The following is a 16,855-nucleotide window of genomic DNA, read 5'->3' on the forward strand; positions in this document are numbered from 1 at the left end:
ATGAGTATTTTTCTAATTACATCATCTAATAATTAATACATTAAGATTATTACGAGGATATTTTTCCGTATATCCTTTTGATTGATTAGACTTTTTTCACTATTTCATAAGATGTTTATCCTATAAAATGATTAAAAATAAAGTTTAAACTTACAGATAATAAAGCTTTTATTTTTTTTATTTTATATCCAATGGTTATAAAATCGTTAATAGTGCTAAAAAAATTTGAACCCCAACTATTACATTATTTTTTTTAATAAAAATAGATATTTAAAATGGCTATAAATTGTTTTTAATTTTTGATAATAATTATAATCAGAAGAACCAGTCATTTTATTACAAGTAATAACTTTAATTCTATTTTGTAAAAAATTTTTCGTAAATTATTTCCGTTTTTTTACTAGTTGTATTATCTATCTATCTAAAAATAAACTATTTTTTATATGAAATTTTCATTGGTTTTCCATTTAGATAAAATTGATTCCATGGTAATTATCAAAATATATTCTTTTAATATTTGATAATCCAATTATTATTTGAAGTTTTAATTTTTCAAGCAAATAATTTTTCTGTTTATCAATTTTTTCAAGTAATTTATTTTCTACTTTTCTAACTATAATAAAAAGATTAATTTTTTTTGGAGATTTTTCAAAAAAGGTTTCATGCAAGGTATTCAAAGCTTTTTTAAAATCTTTTTTTTGAATTACGGCTGATATATTTTTTTCCGTAGAACCTTGTGATATCGCTCTTACATTAATTCTATTTTTTCCTAAAGAAGAAAACATTTTTCCACTGGTTACATGAATATTTTTTATATTTTCTCCTACTAGAGCAATGATACAAAGATCATATTCTATTTTTAATGGATCGATATATTTTTGATATATTTCTTTAGAAAATTCACTATTTATTACCGTTTTTGCTTTAATAATATCCATTTCATGAATACCTGTAGTAATGAAATGTTCTGAATAATTTTTGATTATGAAAATTACATTTATTTTTTCACGTGATAAAACTTCAAATAAACGTTTGTAATAACCTGATATACCTATCATTCCACTAACTTTTTTAAGAGTAAACAAAGCTAAATTCTGAATTCCAGAAATACCAGTAACTAGTTTACGTATTTTTTTTTTTTGACTAATATGAATTAAAGTTCCTGGATCTATTGGATAAAAGGTATTTTTAATTTGTATAGGAATATTTTTTTTCATAGCTGGTTGTATCGTTGGAGGATAAATGACTTTTGCTCCAAAATGCGATAATTCCATTGCCTCTTCATAAGAAATTTCTTTTATAGGAAATGCTTGATTAACCATTTTTGGATTCGCGGTCATCATTCCACTTACATCAGTCCATATTTCAAGTAAACTCGCAGATATTGCAGAAGCTAAAATAGCTGCAGTATAATCAGATCCTCCTCTTCCAAGAGTAGTTGTTTGTTTTTTTAAATTTGATCCTATGAAACCTGGTAAAACCACATATTCTGATTTTTCTTTACGAAAAAATTGAAGAATATGGTGATTACTTGTAATAAAATCTACTTTTGCACATCCAAATTTGGAGTCTGTAATAATTAACTCCCTACTATCTTTGAAAATTGCATTTAATCCGTATTTTTTTAGTTTTTTTGCAATAATAAAAGAAGAAAAAAGTTCACCAAAACTCATAATTTCATCTAAAGTACGTTTTGAAAGTGCTTTTACTTGAAAAATACCGTGACATAAACTTTCTAAATTATTGATATTTTTTTTTATCCAACTAATTAAATGACTTTGATAGTAGATAGGAAATAATTCTTTGATAATATTAAAATGCCGAATTTCTATTTTTTCTATAATATTTTTATAAACATTATTTCTTTCATAAGCTAATTTACTACATTGGATTAATTGATCGGTGATATTTCCTAATGCAGATACCACGATAGCATATTTTCCTTTTGGTTTTTTTTCTAATAAAGAACAAATCCGTTTTATGGAATCAGAATGAGCTACGGAACTTCCCCCAAATTTTAAAACTTGCATTTTTTAATGAATTAGTTAATAATTTTTACCTTTTTATTCATTTAGAATAGAATTCCTATTTATTTATTAAACTTTATAAAAATATAAACATTTTTTGGAATCATGCTTGTTATATGGTTAATAAAAATCGTGTGATTTTTATATTATTATTACTCTATTTTTTTATAAAAAAAATGAGAAATAAATATATTACTTTAAATTTGTAGAATGTTCGTTTTTTATAAATATGAATCAAAATATAAAAAAAGTATGCACTTAACTTTTTATGAAAAGGAAAAAATTATTCTACATATGGCTGGAGAATTAGCAAAAAAACGTTTGAAAAGAGGATTAAAATTGAATTATCCTGAATCTGTAGCTTTTATCACTCATTATGTTATGGAAGGTGCACGTGATGGAAAAACAGTGAAAGAACTTATGTATGAAGCTGGAAATATTCTTCACGATGGTCAAGTGATGGATGGAGTATATGAATTACTTCATAATATTCAAATAGAAGCCACTTTTCCTGATGGAACAAAATTAGTAACTATACACAATCCTATTAAAAAAATACTTAAAAAAAAATCAAATTTCATTCCAGGACAATATAAACTTCTTCAAGAGGATATTTTTTTATTACCTGGTAGATTTCGTATAAAAAGAATAGTTTCTAATATGGGAGATCGTCCTATACAAGTAGGATCTCATTTTCATTTTTATGAAACCAATATTTCTCTTCATTTTGATAGAAATGGAACTAAAGGATATAGACTCGATATTCCTTCTGGTAGGTCTATCCGTTTTGAACCAGGAGAAAAAAAAGAAATTTTTTTGGTAAAAATAGGAGGTAGCAAAAAAATTTATGGTTTTTCTGGAAAAGAAAATACGAAAATATGAAAAAAATAGATAGAGAATCTTATGCCAATATGTATGGACCTACAAAAGGAGATAAAATTCGTTTAGGAGATACGTCTTTATGGATTGAAATCGAAAAAGATTATACCATTTATGGAGATGAATGTATTTTTGGAGCAGGAAAAGTAATCCGAGATGGAATGGGACAACATCCATTGGCCACGAACAATGAAGGAGTTTTAGATTTAGTATTAACTAATGCCGTTATTATTGATTATTGGGGGATCGTAAAAGCAGATATTGGAATAAAAAATGGAGTGATTGTTGGGATTGGAAAAGCCGGAAATCCCTATTTTATGGATGGAGTAACTCCAAATATGTATATTGGAGTGGGGACTGAAGTAATCTCTTCAGAGAAGATGATTGTGACAGCTGGAAGTGTAGATAGTCATGTTCATTTTATATGTCCGCAATTATTTGAAGTAGCATTAGAAAATGGAACAACAACTATTGTTGGTGGAGGATCAGGTCCTACTACAGGAACTATAGCAACTAATTGTACTTCTGGAGTATGGAATATTCAACGAATGTTAAAAAGCACCGATCACATTCCGATAAACTTTGTTTTTCTTGCGAGTGGTAGCAGTTCTAATCCTGAAGCTTTAATTGAACAAATAAAGGCTGGTGCAGGTGGATTAAAAATTCATGAAGATTGGGGAAGTACTCCATATGTTATAGATCAGTGTTTAGAAGTATCGGAAAAATTAGATGTACAAGTTAATATTCATACAGATTCCTTAAACGAATCAGGTTATGTCGAGGATACCTTAAAAATATTTAAAAATAGAACCATTCATACTTATCATACAGAAGGAGCAGGTGGAGGACATTCTCCTGATTTATTGAAAATTATATCTTATTTGAATGTTTTACCATCATCTACAAGTCCAACTATGCCTTATACTTATAACACTGTTGATGAGCATTTAGATATGTTAATGATATGTCATCATTTAGATTCTAATATTCCAGAAGATATTGCTTTTGCAAAATCACGTATTAGATCTGAAACGATTAGTGCAGAGGGGGTATTACATGACATAGGAGCTATTAGTATGATCAATTCTGATTCTCAAGCTATGGGAAGAATTGGAGAGATAATAAAACGTACTTGGCAGACGGCTGATAAAATGAAGAAACAGAGAGGATCTTTAAATAATGATTCTCATAAAAATGATAATTTTAGAGTAAAAAGATATATATCTAAATATACCATAAATCCTGCTATTACTCATGGAATTTCAGAATATATTGGGTCAATTCATCTTGGAAAAATGGCAGATTTAGTTTTATGGAAACCGTCTTTTTTTGGAGTTAAACCGGAATTAGTAATCAAAAGTGGAATGATTGTATACGCAAGCATGGGAGATCCTAATGCTAGTATTCCTACCCCTCAACCATTTATGTATCGTAAAATGTTTGGTTTTTTTGAACCAAAATTGAGTAGTCTTTTTATTTCTATCCATGCGATAAACGATGGGTTTATAGAAAAAAATGAAATAAAAAAGCAACTTAAAATAGTAAAAGGATGTCGAATTTTATCTAAAAAAGATATGATATTAAATGGAGAGACTCCAGATATAAAAATAGATCCAAAAACCTATAGCGTTTATATAGATGGAGAAAAAATAAGATCCAATCCATCGTATATTTTACCTCTTTCTCAAAGATATTTTTTATTCTAAATTTTCTGAATAGATAAAAAAAATACCCAGAGCGGGATTCGAACCCGCATGATTTAAAATCACTAGATTTTGAGTCTAGCGCGTCTACCTATTCCGCCATCTGGATTCTTTGATATATTCTATTATTTATTAAAAAAAAATAAATAGTATTAGACTATTTTTTTTTTCATTTTTTTATGTATATCTATATGATATAAAAAATTAACATAATATCAAAATATAGCGTATAAATGATCTTTAATAAATAAGTTTATGTATTATAATTTTTGATTTTTTCAAAAAATTTAATCCATCATTTTTTTCGGAATATTTATGTAAATATACCACTCTTTTAATTTTAGATTGATGAATCAATTTACTACATTCTTTGCATGGAGAATGTGTAATATATAAATACGAATCTTTACAAGATTTTGAAGAAAAAGCCATTTTTAATATAGCATTTGCTTCTGCATGTAAAACATACCATTTAGTATTTCCATTTTGATCTTCACATATATTATCAAATCCACTTGGAGTTCCATTATATCCATCGGATATAATACGATGATTTTTTACTATAATAGCTCCTACTTTTTTATTTTTACAATAAGATAATTTAGAACATTTTATGGCTTTATTCATATAAAATATATCCTTTTTTTTATAAATTTCACAATTCATTATAAGATATTTTATGGAAAAAAAACATGGATTACGTAATATAAAAATTAAAAATTTAATAAATATTTATAAAAAAAAAAAGGAGAATAAAATGTTCCTTGTTGAAGGAGTTAAAGAATTTGAAATGGCTATAATAGGAAATTATAGACCAATAGGAATATTTATATGTAAAAATATATTTTATCAAAATAATATGATAAAATCCTTTCATAATATTGTATTTGTTATTAATATAAAAACTTTTAAAAAATTAGCATGTAGAAAAAATTCAGGTGGAATCATTGCCTTGTTTAAGGAAAAAAAATTTTCTAGTCTAGAAAGTATAAAAGTTCCTAAAAATCCTTTTATTCTTATATTGGATGGAATAGAAAAACCAGGAAACTTGGGATCTATATTAAGGACTGCTGATGCGGCAGGAGTACATTTTATTATATTATGTAATACGAAAACATATATTTTTAATCCTAATGTAATTAGATGTAGTGTAGGATGTGTTTTTACAAAAACAATTTTTATAGAAAAAATAAAATCAATTATTTCTTGGTTACAAGAAAAAAACATAGAAATTGCCGTAACAGGATTCCATAATAAAAAATCTAAAAAATTATATCAAACTAAATTTTCTTCACATTTAGCTATTGTTTTAGGTTCCGAAAGCAAAGGAGTATCCAATATATGGTTTAATATATCCGATAAAATAATAACGATTCCTATGTTTGGATCTATCGATTCTATGAATGTAAGTAATGCAACATCTGTAATTATCTATGAAATCATTAGACAAAGAAATACATATAAGTTTTCTAAATAGTTTTTTTAAAATTTTGTTTTTCATATACATGATCTATTTTCAAGTTTTTACTTTTGGATGCTTCTACAGATAATCGATCGCAATATTCATTAATATAATGAAGATTATGACCTTTAACCCATTGAAAAATAATAAAATGTTTATGAAATAAATTTAAAAATCGTATCCATAAATCCACATTTTTTTTTTTTTTAAAGTTATTTTTTTTCCATTTAAAAATCCAATTTTTTTGAATAGAATTTATTATATATTTAGAATCAGTAAAAATAATAATATTTTGTTTTTTTTTCGTAATTTTTTCTAGACCAACTATTATAGCTAATAGCTCCATCCTATTATTGGTTGTATAACGAAATCCTTCAGAAATAATTTTCCAATAAGACGTTCCTGCAATTTCTATAAAAATAGCATATCCTCCTGGACCAGGATTCCCTTTAGAAGATCCGTCAGTGTAAATATGAATTTTTTTATTCACTAAAATATCTGTTTATTTTTTTCACGTTCAAATTTTTTTAATTGAAATTGGATTAAATTAAAACATTTTTCTTTTAGAAAATTTTTATCTTTTAAGGATAAGTTTTTTGTTAAAATAGAATGGTGTTGTTTGATACGTATTTTTCCAGGTCTTCCTTTTATAGGAGATCTAGGAAACTTTTTTTTTATATCAGCTATAGTAAATGGAATAATCGATATCTTTTTTATTATGGCTATATAAAAAGCTCCATTTTTAAAATGATCTAAAAAAATAGAGGGATTAGGAACTCCACCTTCTGGAAAGATACAAATACTTTTTCCAGAATCAATTTTTTTTTGTATTTGTTTAAATACTTGCATACAACTAGACAAATTTTTTCTATTTATTAATATATTACTTCTTTTATAAACAAATCCGAAAAAAGGAAGTTTAGCTAATTCCGCTTTTCCTACAAAAACTAAAGGATGATTTCTCATCAAAGAATAAATCAACATAATATCCATGATAGAACTATGATTGCTAATAATCATATATTGTTTTTTTGTATCTAAAATTTCTTTATCTTTTTCTAATACATACCAAAAACCCATAAGAAAAAGATTACTTCTAGCCCAAATTTGGTAAAACCAATATGCGATATAATAATATTTATCTTTAAAAAGAAATGGAATCGAAGCTCCTGCTAATAATGGTATTAGAAATATATTTATTATAAAAAACCATACACGCCATAATAATATTAATGATACTTGAATAATTTTCATTTTCATTAATTAACGAAATTCATCAATATATTGTAATTCATTCATATGATTTATCATAATGTATTTTGTTTTTATTTTTTTACTTTTTTTTAGATAAATTTTAAAAAATTTAAAACTTTTTTTTTTATTTTTAAAAAATAGTTCAAGAAATTTTTTTCTATAAAAATGGGGTTTTATAAAAAAATCTGATATTTATATAAAGTATTTCCTGATACATGTATACATTGGGAGAATTTATTATAGAAAATAGAGATCATTTTTCGTATCCTACAGAAGGATTATTACGTCTATTTAGCTCTATAAAGCTAGCTGCTAAGGCAATTAATAAGGAAGTTAATAAAGCTGGTTTAACAGAAAAAATTATAGGAAGTTCTGGAATTATTAATATACAAGGAGAAAATCAACAAAAATTGGATAATTTTGCACATCAAGTTTTCATAGAATCCTTGAAAAGCAGAAATATAGTTTGTGGAATTGCTTCAGAAGAGAGTAAAGATTTTATAGTTGTAAAGGGAGAAAAAGAAAATTCTTTTCAAAAAAAATATATTGTTTTAATAGATCCACTGGATGGTTCATCAAATATAGATGTAAATGTATCAATTGGTACTATATTTTCAGTATATAGGAGAAAATCTTCTATGAATTTAACAATAGACGATTTTTTACAGAAAGGAAATAAACAAATTTTAGCAGGGTATATTATTTATGGATCATCTACAATATTAGTATATACTACAGGAAATGGAGTCCATGGGTTTACTTTAGACCCATCGGTTGGTACCTTTTATTTATCTCATCCGAATCTTCGTTATCCTAAAATAGAAAGAATTTACTCTATTAATGAAGGAAATTATTCTAGATTTCCTAACGAAATCAAAAAATTTATAAGATATTGTCAAGAAAAAAAAGAAAATCGTCCTTATACAGCACGTTATATTGGTTCTTTAGTAGGAGATTTTCATAGAAATATGATCCAAGGAGGTATCTATATTTATCCTAAAACAGCATATTCACCAAAAGGAAAATTGAGATTACTTTATGAATGTAATCCTATGGCTTTTTTAACGGAACAAGCTGGTGGAAAAGCTTCTGATGGAGAAAATAGAATTTTAGATATAGAACCTTTAAATTTACATCAAAGAACACCATTTATTTGTGGACCTGTAAGGATGGTTACTAAATTAGAAGAATTTATAAATCCATAAGTAAAGTATGAAAGTTCAATTAAAAATAAAAGGATCAAAAAACATTATTAATACAATTAAATACGGAAAATCCTTATTTTTTTTTCCTATTTATACATACGTACTATTATATTCAAATAAAAGATACCCTGAAGGGATAAAACTAATTGGAACTTTAGTAAAAAAAAAAATTTTAAAAAATCGGTTCATAGAAATAAAATAAAACGTTTATTACGGTCTTCTTTTTTATGGAATAAATCTATTTTAGAAAAAAAAAAAGATAAATATAAAAGCTATCATATAGTTTTTTTTTATAAAGGAGTTTTTTTACCAAATTTTGAAGAAATTAATCAATCTGTTAAAAAAATATTTTATGAAGTCATTAAATGGAAATAAATAATTATGGAGTCACAATCCTTATTTATTATTATTGAAATAATTGACCTGCATTTGCCCCAAATATTTTGACTGAAAAAGCAAGTAAAATAATTCCAAATATTTTTTTTAGTATATCTAATCCATTATTTCCTATTGTTTTAGCAATAAAATCACATTTATCTATCACAAAATAGACCACTATCATATTAAGAATTAAAGATAAAAGAATAATATTAACATCATAAGTTGACCTTAGTGAAATTAAAGTGGTTAAAGATCCTGGTCCAGCTATAAGTGGAAAGGCTATTGGAACGATAGAAGTTTGAGAATTTTTTGTAACTTTATGAATATCTATACCTAATATCATCTCTAGTCCTATTAAAAATAAAACTATAGATCCTGCTACCGAAAAAGAATAGATATCTACACCGATAATTTTTAACATAGGAAGGCCTAAAAATAAAAAAGATAAAAATATAACAAAAGAAGATATTATTACTTTTTTAGTATCTATAATATTACCTTTGGATTTAAATCCCATAATTATAGGTGCATTTCCTAGTATATCTATAATACTAAAAAGTATCATAAAACAACTTATTAATGAATGTATCCATTTCATATTCTAAAATATATTCATAATTAATATTAAAATCACAAATTAAACAAAAATACAATCAGTCTTATTAATTTAAAAAAAAATTTAAATATATTTTTTTTTTATGTTGATTACTTTTTTAAAAGCTATTTTCATAGGCTATCCATCCGGCTTTTCTATAATTTTCTGCAACTATTTTTGGATTATCGGATTGATAAATCGCTTTTCCAACAATAATAAAATCGCAATTTTTTTTGATAAAAGCCTGATTAGGATGAATGTAATTATTCCCTTTATAGTTTTTTATTGAATCAGAAAAATGTATACCAGGAGTAAATAATAATAATCTATTGTCAACTTTTCTTTGTGCTACTGTACCAATTACTTTTGAATTTTTTAAAGAAATATTTAATGCTTTTCTTATATAGTTATCATCAGATAATCTTCCATAAGAAGACATTTCAGATATAGTAATTAATCCAATATTAGAAGGAATATTTAAATTTTCTATACTTTTACTTCCTGCAAGTACATGTACTGTGATCAAATCCGCCCAAGAAGAAATTTTATGTATCCCATGATGTAGTTGAAGATAATTTGTAGGTCCTACATCGCATAATTTTCTATCTTCAAATAATAAAAATTTCTTTTTTAAAGAAATTTTTTTAAGAAAGCTTATAAATGAAAATGAAAAATCACTAATAATATCTACATGAAGCTTTAATCCACAAATTTGATCTCCAATTAAATTTACTAACTCTAAGATTTTTTCAGAATGTATTAAATCTGCTGAAAAAATCAAATTAGTTTTTTTTTTTAATGCTATATCAATAAGTTTTTTTCCTATTGGATGATAAATTTTTTCTTTTTTTTCTTCATAAGAAATACGTTTTTTCTGAATATTTTTTATATATTTTTTTTGAAAAAAAAACTTAATTATATGTATTTCTTTTTTTTTTAAAAGATTTTTTTTTTCTAATATTTTAAAAACTTCTCCTATACGAAATAAAGATCGTATCTTAAATCCTTTATTTTTGATATTTTCTATTCCTCCTTGTTCACGATCGAGAATAGATAAAATATTTTTTATAATCAATCCTTCTTTTTCAAGATCTATTACGGTTTTTAATAAACTATCTCCACTCGTTATTACATCTTCTATGATAAGGCATTTTTGTCCTTTTTTGTAAATTCCTTCTATCATTTTTTTTGTTCCATAACCTTTATTTTCTTTTCTTTTAATAATTAAAGGAATATTAGATCTTAATGATAAAGCAGTAGCTATAGGTAAAGCTGCATAGGGGACTCCACAAATTAATTCAAATGTATGAGGTGGAACTTCATTTAAAAGAAGATCCGATAGTTTTATTAATAAATCTGGTCTAGAAGCAATTGGACGTAAATCTATATATATGGGAGAATTCATTCCACTTTTTAAGGTAAAATGACCAAATTTAAGAATCCCTAAATTATAAATTTTTAAAAAAAATTGTTCCTTGTCCTTCATAAAAAACCTTTTTTAGTAAAGTTAAAAATTTTATACTTTTGGGATTCTTTTGTAATATTACATAATATATATGCTATGATTATGAAAAAAATAGATATTTCCACTAATATAAATGGAATAAAATTTTCATCATGTATCATGAATGCTTCAGGTATTTTATGTTGTACCGAAAAAGAACTTTACAATCTTATGATTAGTTCTTCTGGAGCTGTAGTTACAAAAAGTTGTACTATAAAACCAAGAAAGGGGAATTTAAAACCAAGGTATTTTGAATGGAAGGGAGGAAGTATTAATTCTATGGGATTGCCAAATCTTGGACTAGATTTTTATTTAGATTTTTTAGAAAAAAAAAATTCTCAAAAACCTTTTTTATTATCTATATCAGGACTTTCTATCGAAGAAAACTATCTTATTCTTCGTAAAGCAAATATTTCTTCAAATATGAATGCTATAGAATTAAATTTATCCTGTCCAAATCTATTGGAAAAAGATAAAATATTAGGTTACGATTTTTCTAAAATTTCAGACTTTCTAGAAAATCTATTTCAATTCTATAAAAAACCTTTAGGAGTTAAGTTGCCTCCTTATTTTGAAGATTTCCATTTTAGAAAAATGGCTTTTATATTAAATAAATATCCTATTTCTTTTGTTACTTGTATTAATAGTTTACCAAATGGTATTTGCATTGATATCAATAAAGAATCTGTAGTGATTCATCCAAAAAAAGGGTTTGGTGGAATAGGTGGATTCTCGATAAAACCATTTGCACTTGCTAATGTTAGGAAATTTTATACTTATCTTCGGAAAGATATTCCTATAATAGGATGTGGAGGAATTTGTACTGGAAAAGATGTATTTGAATATATATTGTGTGGAGCATCTGCAGTTCAGATTGGGACTCAATTTTTAAAAGAAGGGATTCCTGTATTTGATAGATTAATCAAGGAATTAATTACTATTTTAAAAAATAAAAATTATTCATCTTTAAATAATTTTAAAGGAAAATTAAATGTATTTTAGTAAGATTTAGCAAAAACTACTCGTTGAGTAGAAGGGGAACCAGAATAAATACATTTTCCAATTTTTTTTTCATTTGGAATCGGAATACAACGTATAGTAGCCTCGGTTTCTTTTTGAATTTTTTTTGCTGTACTCATAGTACCATCCCAATGAGCAAAAATAAAACCTCCTTTATCCTTTATTTTTTTTTTAAAGTCTTCATAATGATCTGAAATAATGGTCAATTTTTTTGTTCTATTTAAAGCTTTTTTATAAATATTTTTTTGTATTTTTTCAAGAAGTTCTGGAATCAATGTGATGATCATATTCCAAGATATATGTGATTTTTCGTAAGTATCTCTTCTAAATACTTCAACTTTTTCCATTTTTATTTCATTTTTTCCAATACTAATCCGTATGGGAATTCCCTTCATTTCGTATTCATGAAATTTCCATCCTGGAGTAAAAAGTTCTCTATTATCATATTTTATACTAATTCCTTTATTTTTAAGAATTTTTTTAATTTTTTCAACTATTTCATTTATTTTAACTAATTCTTTTTGGTTTTTATATATAGGAATAATAACAGTTTGTATAGGCGCTATTTTTGGAGGTAATATCAAACCATGATCATCTGAATGTAACATTGCTAATCCACCTATTAATCTAGTAGATACACCCCAAGAGGTAGACCATACGTATTCTTTCCCCCCATTTTTATTAGTAAATTTTACATCGAAAACTTTTGAAAAATTTTGGCCTAAAAAATGCGAAGTTCCAATTTGTAGTGATTTTCCATCTTGCATAAGCGCTTCAATACAATAAGTAGTTTCAGATCCAGAAAATTTATCCATATAAGGTTTTATTCCTTTCAATACAGGAATAGCCATAATATTTTCTGAAAATTTAGTATAAATATTTAATATTTTTTTAGTTTCTTCTATAGCTTCATTTTTTGTAGAATGAGCTGTATGACCTTCTTGCCATAAAAATTCAGAAGTTCTTAAAAATAAACGAGTATGCATTTCCCATCTGATAGCATTACCCCATTGATTAAAAAGAATAGGAAGATCTCTATAAGATTGAATCCAACGTCTGTAAGTTTTCCATACGATACTTTCAGAAGTTGGTCTAATTACTAATTCTTCTTTTAATTTAGATTTTGAATCAATTGTTAATTTTTCTTGATTCTTATTTTTTTTAAACTTGTAATGCGTAACTATAGCACATCCTTTAGAAAAATCATCAATATGTTTTTTTTCTTTTGAAAAGAAAGATTTAGGAATTAATAAGGGAAAATAAACATTTTTATGGCCCGATTCTTTAAACATTTTGTCCAATTTTTTTTTCATTATTTCCCATATAGAGAATCCATATGGTTTAATAATCATAAAACCACGAACTCCAGAAAATTCTGCTAATTCAGATTTAATGATAATATCATTATACCATTTGGAATAATCCTCATTACGTTTAGTTAATTGATGCATATTGATTTATTAATATTAATTGAAAATCAAAAGGATATGATAAATATAAAAAAATTATTTTATATATACATTTGATTTTATCTATAAATTAGTAATTAATTAAAAAAATAAATACGTTATATTATCATGGCACATCCTAAAAGAAGACAATCTAAATCCAGAAAAAATAAAAGAAGAACTCATCTAAAAATAAAGGAACCTTTATTAGTTAAATGTTCTTTAACTAATCAAAAGCATTTATATCATAATGCTTATTGGCATGAAGAAAAACTTTTTTACAGAGGTAAAAAGGTATTGAAAGAAAAATAATCCATATTCATTTCATTTAATAATATATATATATATAGAAAAACTTAATGGATTACAAAAATATTAAATCGCTTATTCAATTTATTTCTAAATCTGATATTTATGAAATAATGATTAAAATAGGAGAAACAAAAATTCATATTAAAAATAAAATATTTATAAAAAAGAAAAAAAATACATTGAATCCAATTTTTACAAATAATCAGAGAAAAAGATCTTCCCATATTTCTGATTTTTACGATAATTTTTCTAAATTAGAAGAAAAAAATATTGAAAAAGATCGTTATTTAACCATTAAATCTCCTATGATTGGAACTTTTTATCGTAGACCACATCCAGATAAAGATCCTTTTGTTAATGTTGGAGATAAAATAAAAATAGGGGAAAAAGTTTGTGTAATAGAAGCCATGAAATTATTTAATGATATAGAATCTGAAGTAGATGGAAAAATTGTTAAAATTCTTGTAGAAGACTCTTCTCCAGTTGATTATGATCAACCTTTATTTATTTTAGATCCTAATTATTAGTTATTGTAATTTCAATAAATATATGTTCAAAAAAATATTAATAGCTAATCGTGGAGAAATTGCCTTACGGATTATACGAACCGCTAAAGAAATGGGAATAAAAACAGTAGCTGTTTATTCTACTGCAGATAAATATAGTCTTCATGTTTATTTTGCGGATGAAGCTGTATGTATTGGTCCTCCTTATTCTTATCAATCTTATCTAAATGTTCCAAATTTAATATCTGCTGCTGAAATTACTAATGCAGATGCTATTCATCCTGGATATGGATTTTTATCCGAAAGTGCCTATTTTTCATCTATGTGTAGAAAACATAAAATTAAATTTATTGGTCCTCGTCCAAATCAAATAATTAAGATGGGGAATAAAATATCAGCTAAAAAAACTATGAAAAATGCTGGAATTTCGTGTTTACCTGGATCAGATTGTTGTGTTGAATCTTCTTATAAAGAAGTGGAAAAAATAGCAGAAAAAATAGGATATCCTATTATGATTAAAGCAGTTTATGGAGGTGGAGGTAAAGGAATACGATCGGTTTTGGATAAAAAAGAATTAAAAAAATCTTGGGAAGAAGCAAAAAAAGAAGCTTCAGCATGTTTTGGAAAAACAGATATGTATATAGAAAAATTAATTATAGATCCAAGACATATAGAAATACAAATAATTAGTGATCGATATGGAAAATCCTGTCATTTATCCGAAAGAGATTGTTCCATTCAACGAAGAAACCAAAAATTAGTAGAAGAGGCCCCTTCTCCATTTTTAACTATTTCTTTGAGAAAAAAAATGGGAGAAGAAGCTGTAAAAGCTGCTGAATTTATTCATTATGAAGGTATAGGAACTATAGAATTTTTAGTAGATAAAAATAAAAATTTTTACTTTATGGAAATGAATCCAAGAATTCAAGTAGAACATACTATTACCGAAGAAATAACCGGTTTAGATCTTGTACAAGAACAAATTTTTTTAGCTTATGGAAAAAAAATTTCGGGAAAAAATTATTATCCAAAAATGTATTCAATAGAATGTAGAATTAATGCTGAAGAACCTTATCAAGATTTTCGTCCTGTTCCTGGAAAAATTATTCAAATCCATTTCCCAGGAGGTAAAGGAGTCCGTATAGATACGCATATTTATGCGGGATATAGAGTCCCACATCATTATGATTCTATGATTGCAAAAATTATCACCACTGCAAAAAGTAGAAAAGAAACTATTGATAAAATGCGGCGTTCCTTAGAAGAACTTTTAATAGAAGGAATTCGGACTACCATTCCCTTTCATAGACAGCTTATGCAAAATAATGATTTTTTAAAAGGAAATTATAATACAAATTTTTTAAAAAAACTTCACTTAGATTCTAAATTTGATAATGATCATTCAAATTATTGATTTTTTTTTTCAAAAAATTTTAAAAAATCAATGATTTCTTGAATATTTCCATTCATAAATCCGGTAAGATCATGGATAGATTTATGAATTCTATGATCTGTAACTCTTTTTTTAGGATAATTATAGGTACGTATTTTTACAGATCGATCTCCTGTAGAGACTAAAGATTTTCTTTTTATAGATCTTTCTTTAGATTGTTTTTCCATTTCATTTTGATAAAGACGTGATCGTAAAACGTTCATAGCTTTTTCAAAATTTTTATGTTGAGAGCGTTCTTCTTGACATTCTACCGTAATTTTACTTGGCAAATGAGTTACCCGTACAGCGGATTCTGTTTTATTTACATGTTGCCCTCCAGAACCACTAGATCGAAATGTATCTTTTTTTATATCAGATAAATGTATGTCCATTTCTATATCTTTTATTTCAGGAAGTACAGCAACTGTAATAGCCGATGTATGTATTCTTCCTTGAGATTCAGTCTTTGGAATTCTTTGCACTCTATGTACTCCAGATTCAAATTTTAAGTTTCCATAAACTCCTCCTTTTATATTATTTCCACTTACATTTAAAATTATTTCTTTGTATCCTTTAATTCCTCCTTTTTGAATATTTATAATTTCATATTTATAACCTACTTGTTTAAAATACATTATATACATTCTTAATATATCTTCTACGAAAATACATGCTTCATCTCCTCCTGTTCCAGAACGTAATTCTACAATTGCATTTCTATGATCATCGTCGGTTTCTTCTGTATTTATATTAGAAAATAGAATATTATATGATTTTTTTTCAATAGAATATAAATCTTCTAAAATTTTATTTTTTTCTAAAGAAGCTATTTCCTTCATTTCAGGATCAGAATCATTTTTTAAAATTTCGTTGGCTTCTTGAAGAGAGGATAATTTTTTTTTGTATTTTTCATAAATATCCATTATATTTTTATATATTCGATATTTTTTTAAGTATATTTTATATTTTTTTTGATTTCTATTATATATAATTTTAGGATCTAAAATAAAATTGGATATTTTTTGAAATTCTTTTTCAATTACTTCAAATTTATTAATCAACGAATTTTTTTTCATTATTTTTTTTTCGTTAAGTAAAAAAAAAATATTTTATAATATAATTATTAT

Annotated in this window: 16 protein-coding genes, 1 tRNA gene and 1 pseudogene; 9 read left to right on the top strand and 9 right to left on the bottom strand. The window is 25.3% G+C overall.

Going from position 1 to position 16,855, the window contains the following annotated elements:
• Positions 1 to 467 precede the first annotated feature (467 nt).
• Positions 468 to 2,030 carry an aspartate kinase gene (locus tag DM780_RS02375; RefSeq protein ID WP_235611979.1) on the bottom strand — a complete coding sequence of 521 codons (1,563 nt, stop codon included), beginning with the start codon at positions 2,028 to 2,030 and terminating at the stop codon, positions 468 to 470.
• 249 nt (positions 2,031 to 2,279) lie between these two features.
• Between DM780_RS02375 and DM780_RS02380 the strand changes: the two genes are divergently transcribed.
• Together DM780_RS02380 and ureC are read left to right on the top strand one after the other, a co-directional pair.
• Positions 2,280 to 2,909 carry an urease subunit gamma gene (locus tag DM780_RS02380; RefSeq protein WP_110548979.1) on the top strand — a complete coding sequence of 210 codons (630 nt, stop codon included), beginning with the start codon at positions 2,280 to 2,282 and terminating at the stop codon, positions 2,907 to 2,909.
• Positions 2,906 to 4,612 carry an urease subunit alpha gene (ureC, locus tag DM780_RS02385; RefSeq protein WP_110548839.1) on the top strand — a complete coding sequence of 569 codons (1,707 nt, stop codon included), beginning with the start codon at positions 2,906 to 2,908 and terminating at the stop codon, positions 4,610 to 4,612. Before DM780_RS02380 ends, ureC begins: the two co-directional genes overlap by 4 nt.
• A 23-nt stretch (positions 4,613 to 4,635) precedes the next feature.
• Here ureC and DM780_RS02390 read toward each other — a convergent pair.
• Together DM780_RS02390 and DM780_RS02395 are read right to left on the bottom strand one after the other, a co-directional pair.
• Positions 4,636 to 4,718: transfer RNA gene (locus tag DM780_RS02390), tRNA-Leu, on the bottom strand.
• Between the two features lie 131 nt (positions 4,719 to 4,849).
• Positions 4,850 to 5,275: a deoxycytidylate deaminase gene (locus DM780_RS02395; RefSeq protein WP_110548840.1), complete on the bottom strand. Its 426-nt coding sequence runs from the start codon at positions 5,273 to 5,275 to the stop codon at positions 4,850 to 4,852.
• Positions 5,276 to 5,288: 13 nt separating this feature from the next.
• On the opposite strand from DM780_RS02395, the gene DM780_RS02400 reads away from it, so the two are divergent.
• Positions 5,289 to 6,086: an RNA methyltransferase gene (locus DM780_RS02400; RefSeq protein WP_110548841.1), complete on the top strand. Its 798-nt coding sequence runs from the start codon at positions 5,289 to 5,291 to the stop codon at positions 6,084 to 6,086.
• Here the strand turns inward: DM780_RS02400 and DM780_RS02405 are convergent.
• Together DM780_RS02405 and DM780_RS02410 are read right to left on the bottom strand one after the other, a co-directional pair.
• Positions 6,079 to 6,561, bottom strand: coding sequence for a ribonuclease HI (locus tag DM780_RS02405; protein ID WP_110548842.1), 483 nt, complete (start codon positions 6,559 to 6,561; stop codon positions 6,079 to 6,081). The genes DM780_RS02400 and DM780_RS02405 overlap by 8 nt on opposite strands.
• Positions 6,561 to 7,325, bottom strand: a complete 765-nt coding sequence (locus DM780_RS02410) for a lysophospholipid acyltransferase family protein (RefSeq protein WP_110548980.1) — start codon at positions 7,323 to 7,325, stop codon at positions 6,561 to 6,563. Before DM780_RS02410 ends, DM780_RS02405 begins: the two co-directional genes overlap by 1 nt.
• Positions 7,326 to 7,540: 215 nt before the next feature.
• On the opposite strand from DM780_RS02410, the gene fbp reads away from it, so the two are divergent.
• Both fbp and DM780_RS03085 read left to right on the top strand, forming a co-directional pair.
• Positions 7,541 to 8,530 carry a class 1 fructose-bisphosphatase gene (gene fbp, locus DM780_RS02415; RefSeq protein WP_110548843.1) on the top strand — a complete coding sequence of 330 codons (990 nt, stop codon included), beginning with the start codon at positions 7,541 to 7,543 and terminating at the stop codon, positions 8,528 to 8,530.
• 171 nt (positions 8,531 to 8,701) lie between these two features.
• A pseudogene (locus DM780_RS03085) lies at positions 8,702 to 8,905 on the top strand (ribonuclease P protein component); the annotation flags it as partial.
• A 31-nt stretch (positions 8,906 to 8,936) separates the two neighbouring features.
• Here the strand turns inward: DM780_RS03085 and DM780_RS02430 are convergent.
• Both DM780_RS02430 and pyrE read right to left on the bottom strand, forming a co-directional pair.
• Complete coding sequence (locus tag DM780_RS02430) at positions 8,937 to 9,509, bottom strand: MarC family protein (protein WP_110548844.1); 573 nt, start codon at positions 9,507 to 9,509, stop codon at positions 8,937 to 8,939.
• Positions 9,510 to 9,624: 115 nt separating this feature from the next.
• On the bottom strand, positions 9,625 to 10,992 hold the full coding sequence (pyrE, locus tag DM780_RS02435) for an orotate phosphoribosyltransferase (RefSeq protein WP_110548845.1): 1,368 nt from the start codon (positions 10,990 to 10,992) through the stop codon (positions 9,625 to 9,627).
• Positions 10,993 to 11,067: 75 nt separating this feature from the next.
• On the opposite strand from pyrE, the gene DM780_RS02440 reads away from it, so the two are divergent.
• Positions 11,068 to 12,012, top strand: coding sequence for a dihydroorotate oxidase (locus tag DM780_RS02440; protein ID WP_110548982.1), 945 nt, complete (start codon positions 11,068 to 11,070; stop codon positions 12,010 to 12,012).
• Here the strand turns inward: DM780_RS02440 and proS are convergent.
• Positions 12,009 to 13,481, bottom strand: a complete 1,473-nt coding sequence (gene proS / locus DM780_RS02445) for a proline--tRNA ligase (protein WP_172540208.1) — start codon at positions 13,479 to 13,481, stop codon at positions 12,009 to 12,011. The genes DM780_RS02440 and proS overlap by 4 nt on opposite strands.
• Positions 13,482 to 13,607: 126 nt before the next feature.
• Between proS and rpmF the strand changes: the two genes are divergently transcribed.
• Genes rpmF through accC form a run of 3 tightly spaced genes read left to right on the top strand, consistent with a single transcriptional unit; the run spans position 13,608 to position 15,710 of the window.
• Positions 13,608 to 13,790 (top strand): 50S ribosomal protein L32, encoded by a 183-nt coding sequence (gene rpmF / locus DM780_RS02450; protein ID WP_110548846.1) that lies wholly within the window; start codon positions 13,608 to 13,610, stop codon positions 13,788 to 13,790.
• Positions 13,791 to 13,837: 47 nt separating this feature from the next.
• Positions 13,838 to 14,317, top strand: coding sequence for an acetyl-CoA carboxylase biotin carboxyl carrier protein (accB, locus tag DM780_RS02455; protein WP_110548847.1), 480 nt, complete (start codon positions 13,838 to 13,840; stop codon positions 14,315 to 14,317).
• A 22-nt stretch (positions 14,318 to 14,339) separates the two neighbouring features.
• Complete coding sequence (gene accC, locus DM780_RS02460; protein ID WP_110548848.1) at positions 14,340 to 15,710, top strand: acetyl-CoA carboxylase biotin carboxylase subunit; 1,371 nt, start codon at positions 14,340 to 14,342, stop codon at positions 15,708 to 15,710.
• Here accC and prfA read toward each other — a convergent pair.
• Positions 15,704 to 16,804 carry a peptide chain release factor 1 gene (gene prfA / locus DM780_RS02465; protein ID WP_110548849.1) on the bottom strand — a complete coding sequence of 367 codons (1,101 nt, stop codon included), beginning with the start codon at positions 16,802 to 16,804 and terminating at the stop codon, positions 15,704 to 15,706. The genes accC and prfA overlap by 7 nt on opposite strands.
• Positions 16,805 to 16,855 lie beyond the last annotated feature (51 nt).

Source organism: Blattabacterium punctulatus (genome assembly GCF_003226695.1).
GTDB lineage: Bacteria > Bacteroidota > Bacteroidia > Flavobacteriales > Blattabacteriaceae > Blattabacterium > Blattabacterium punctulatus.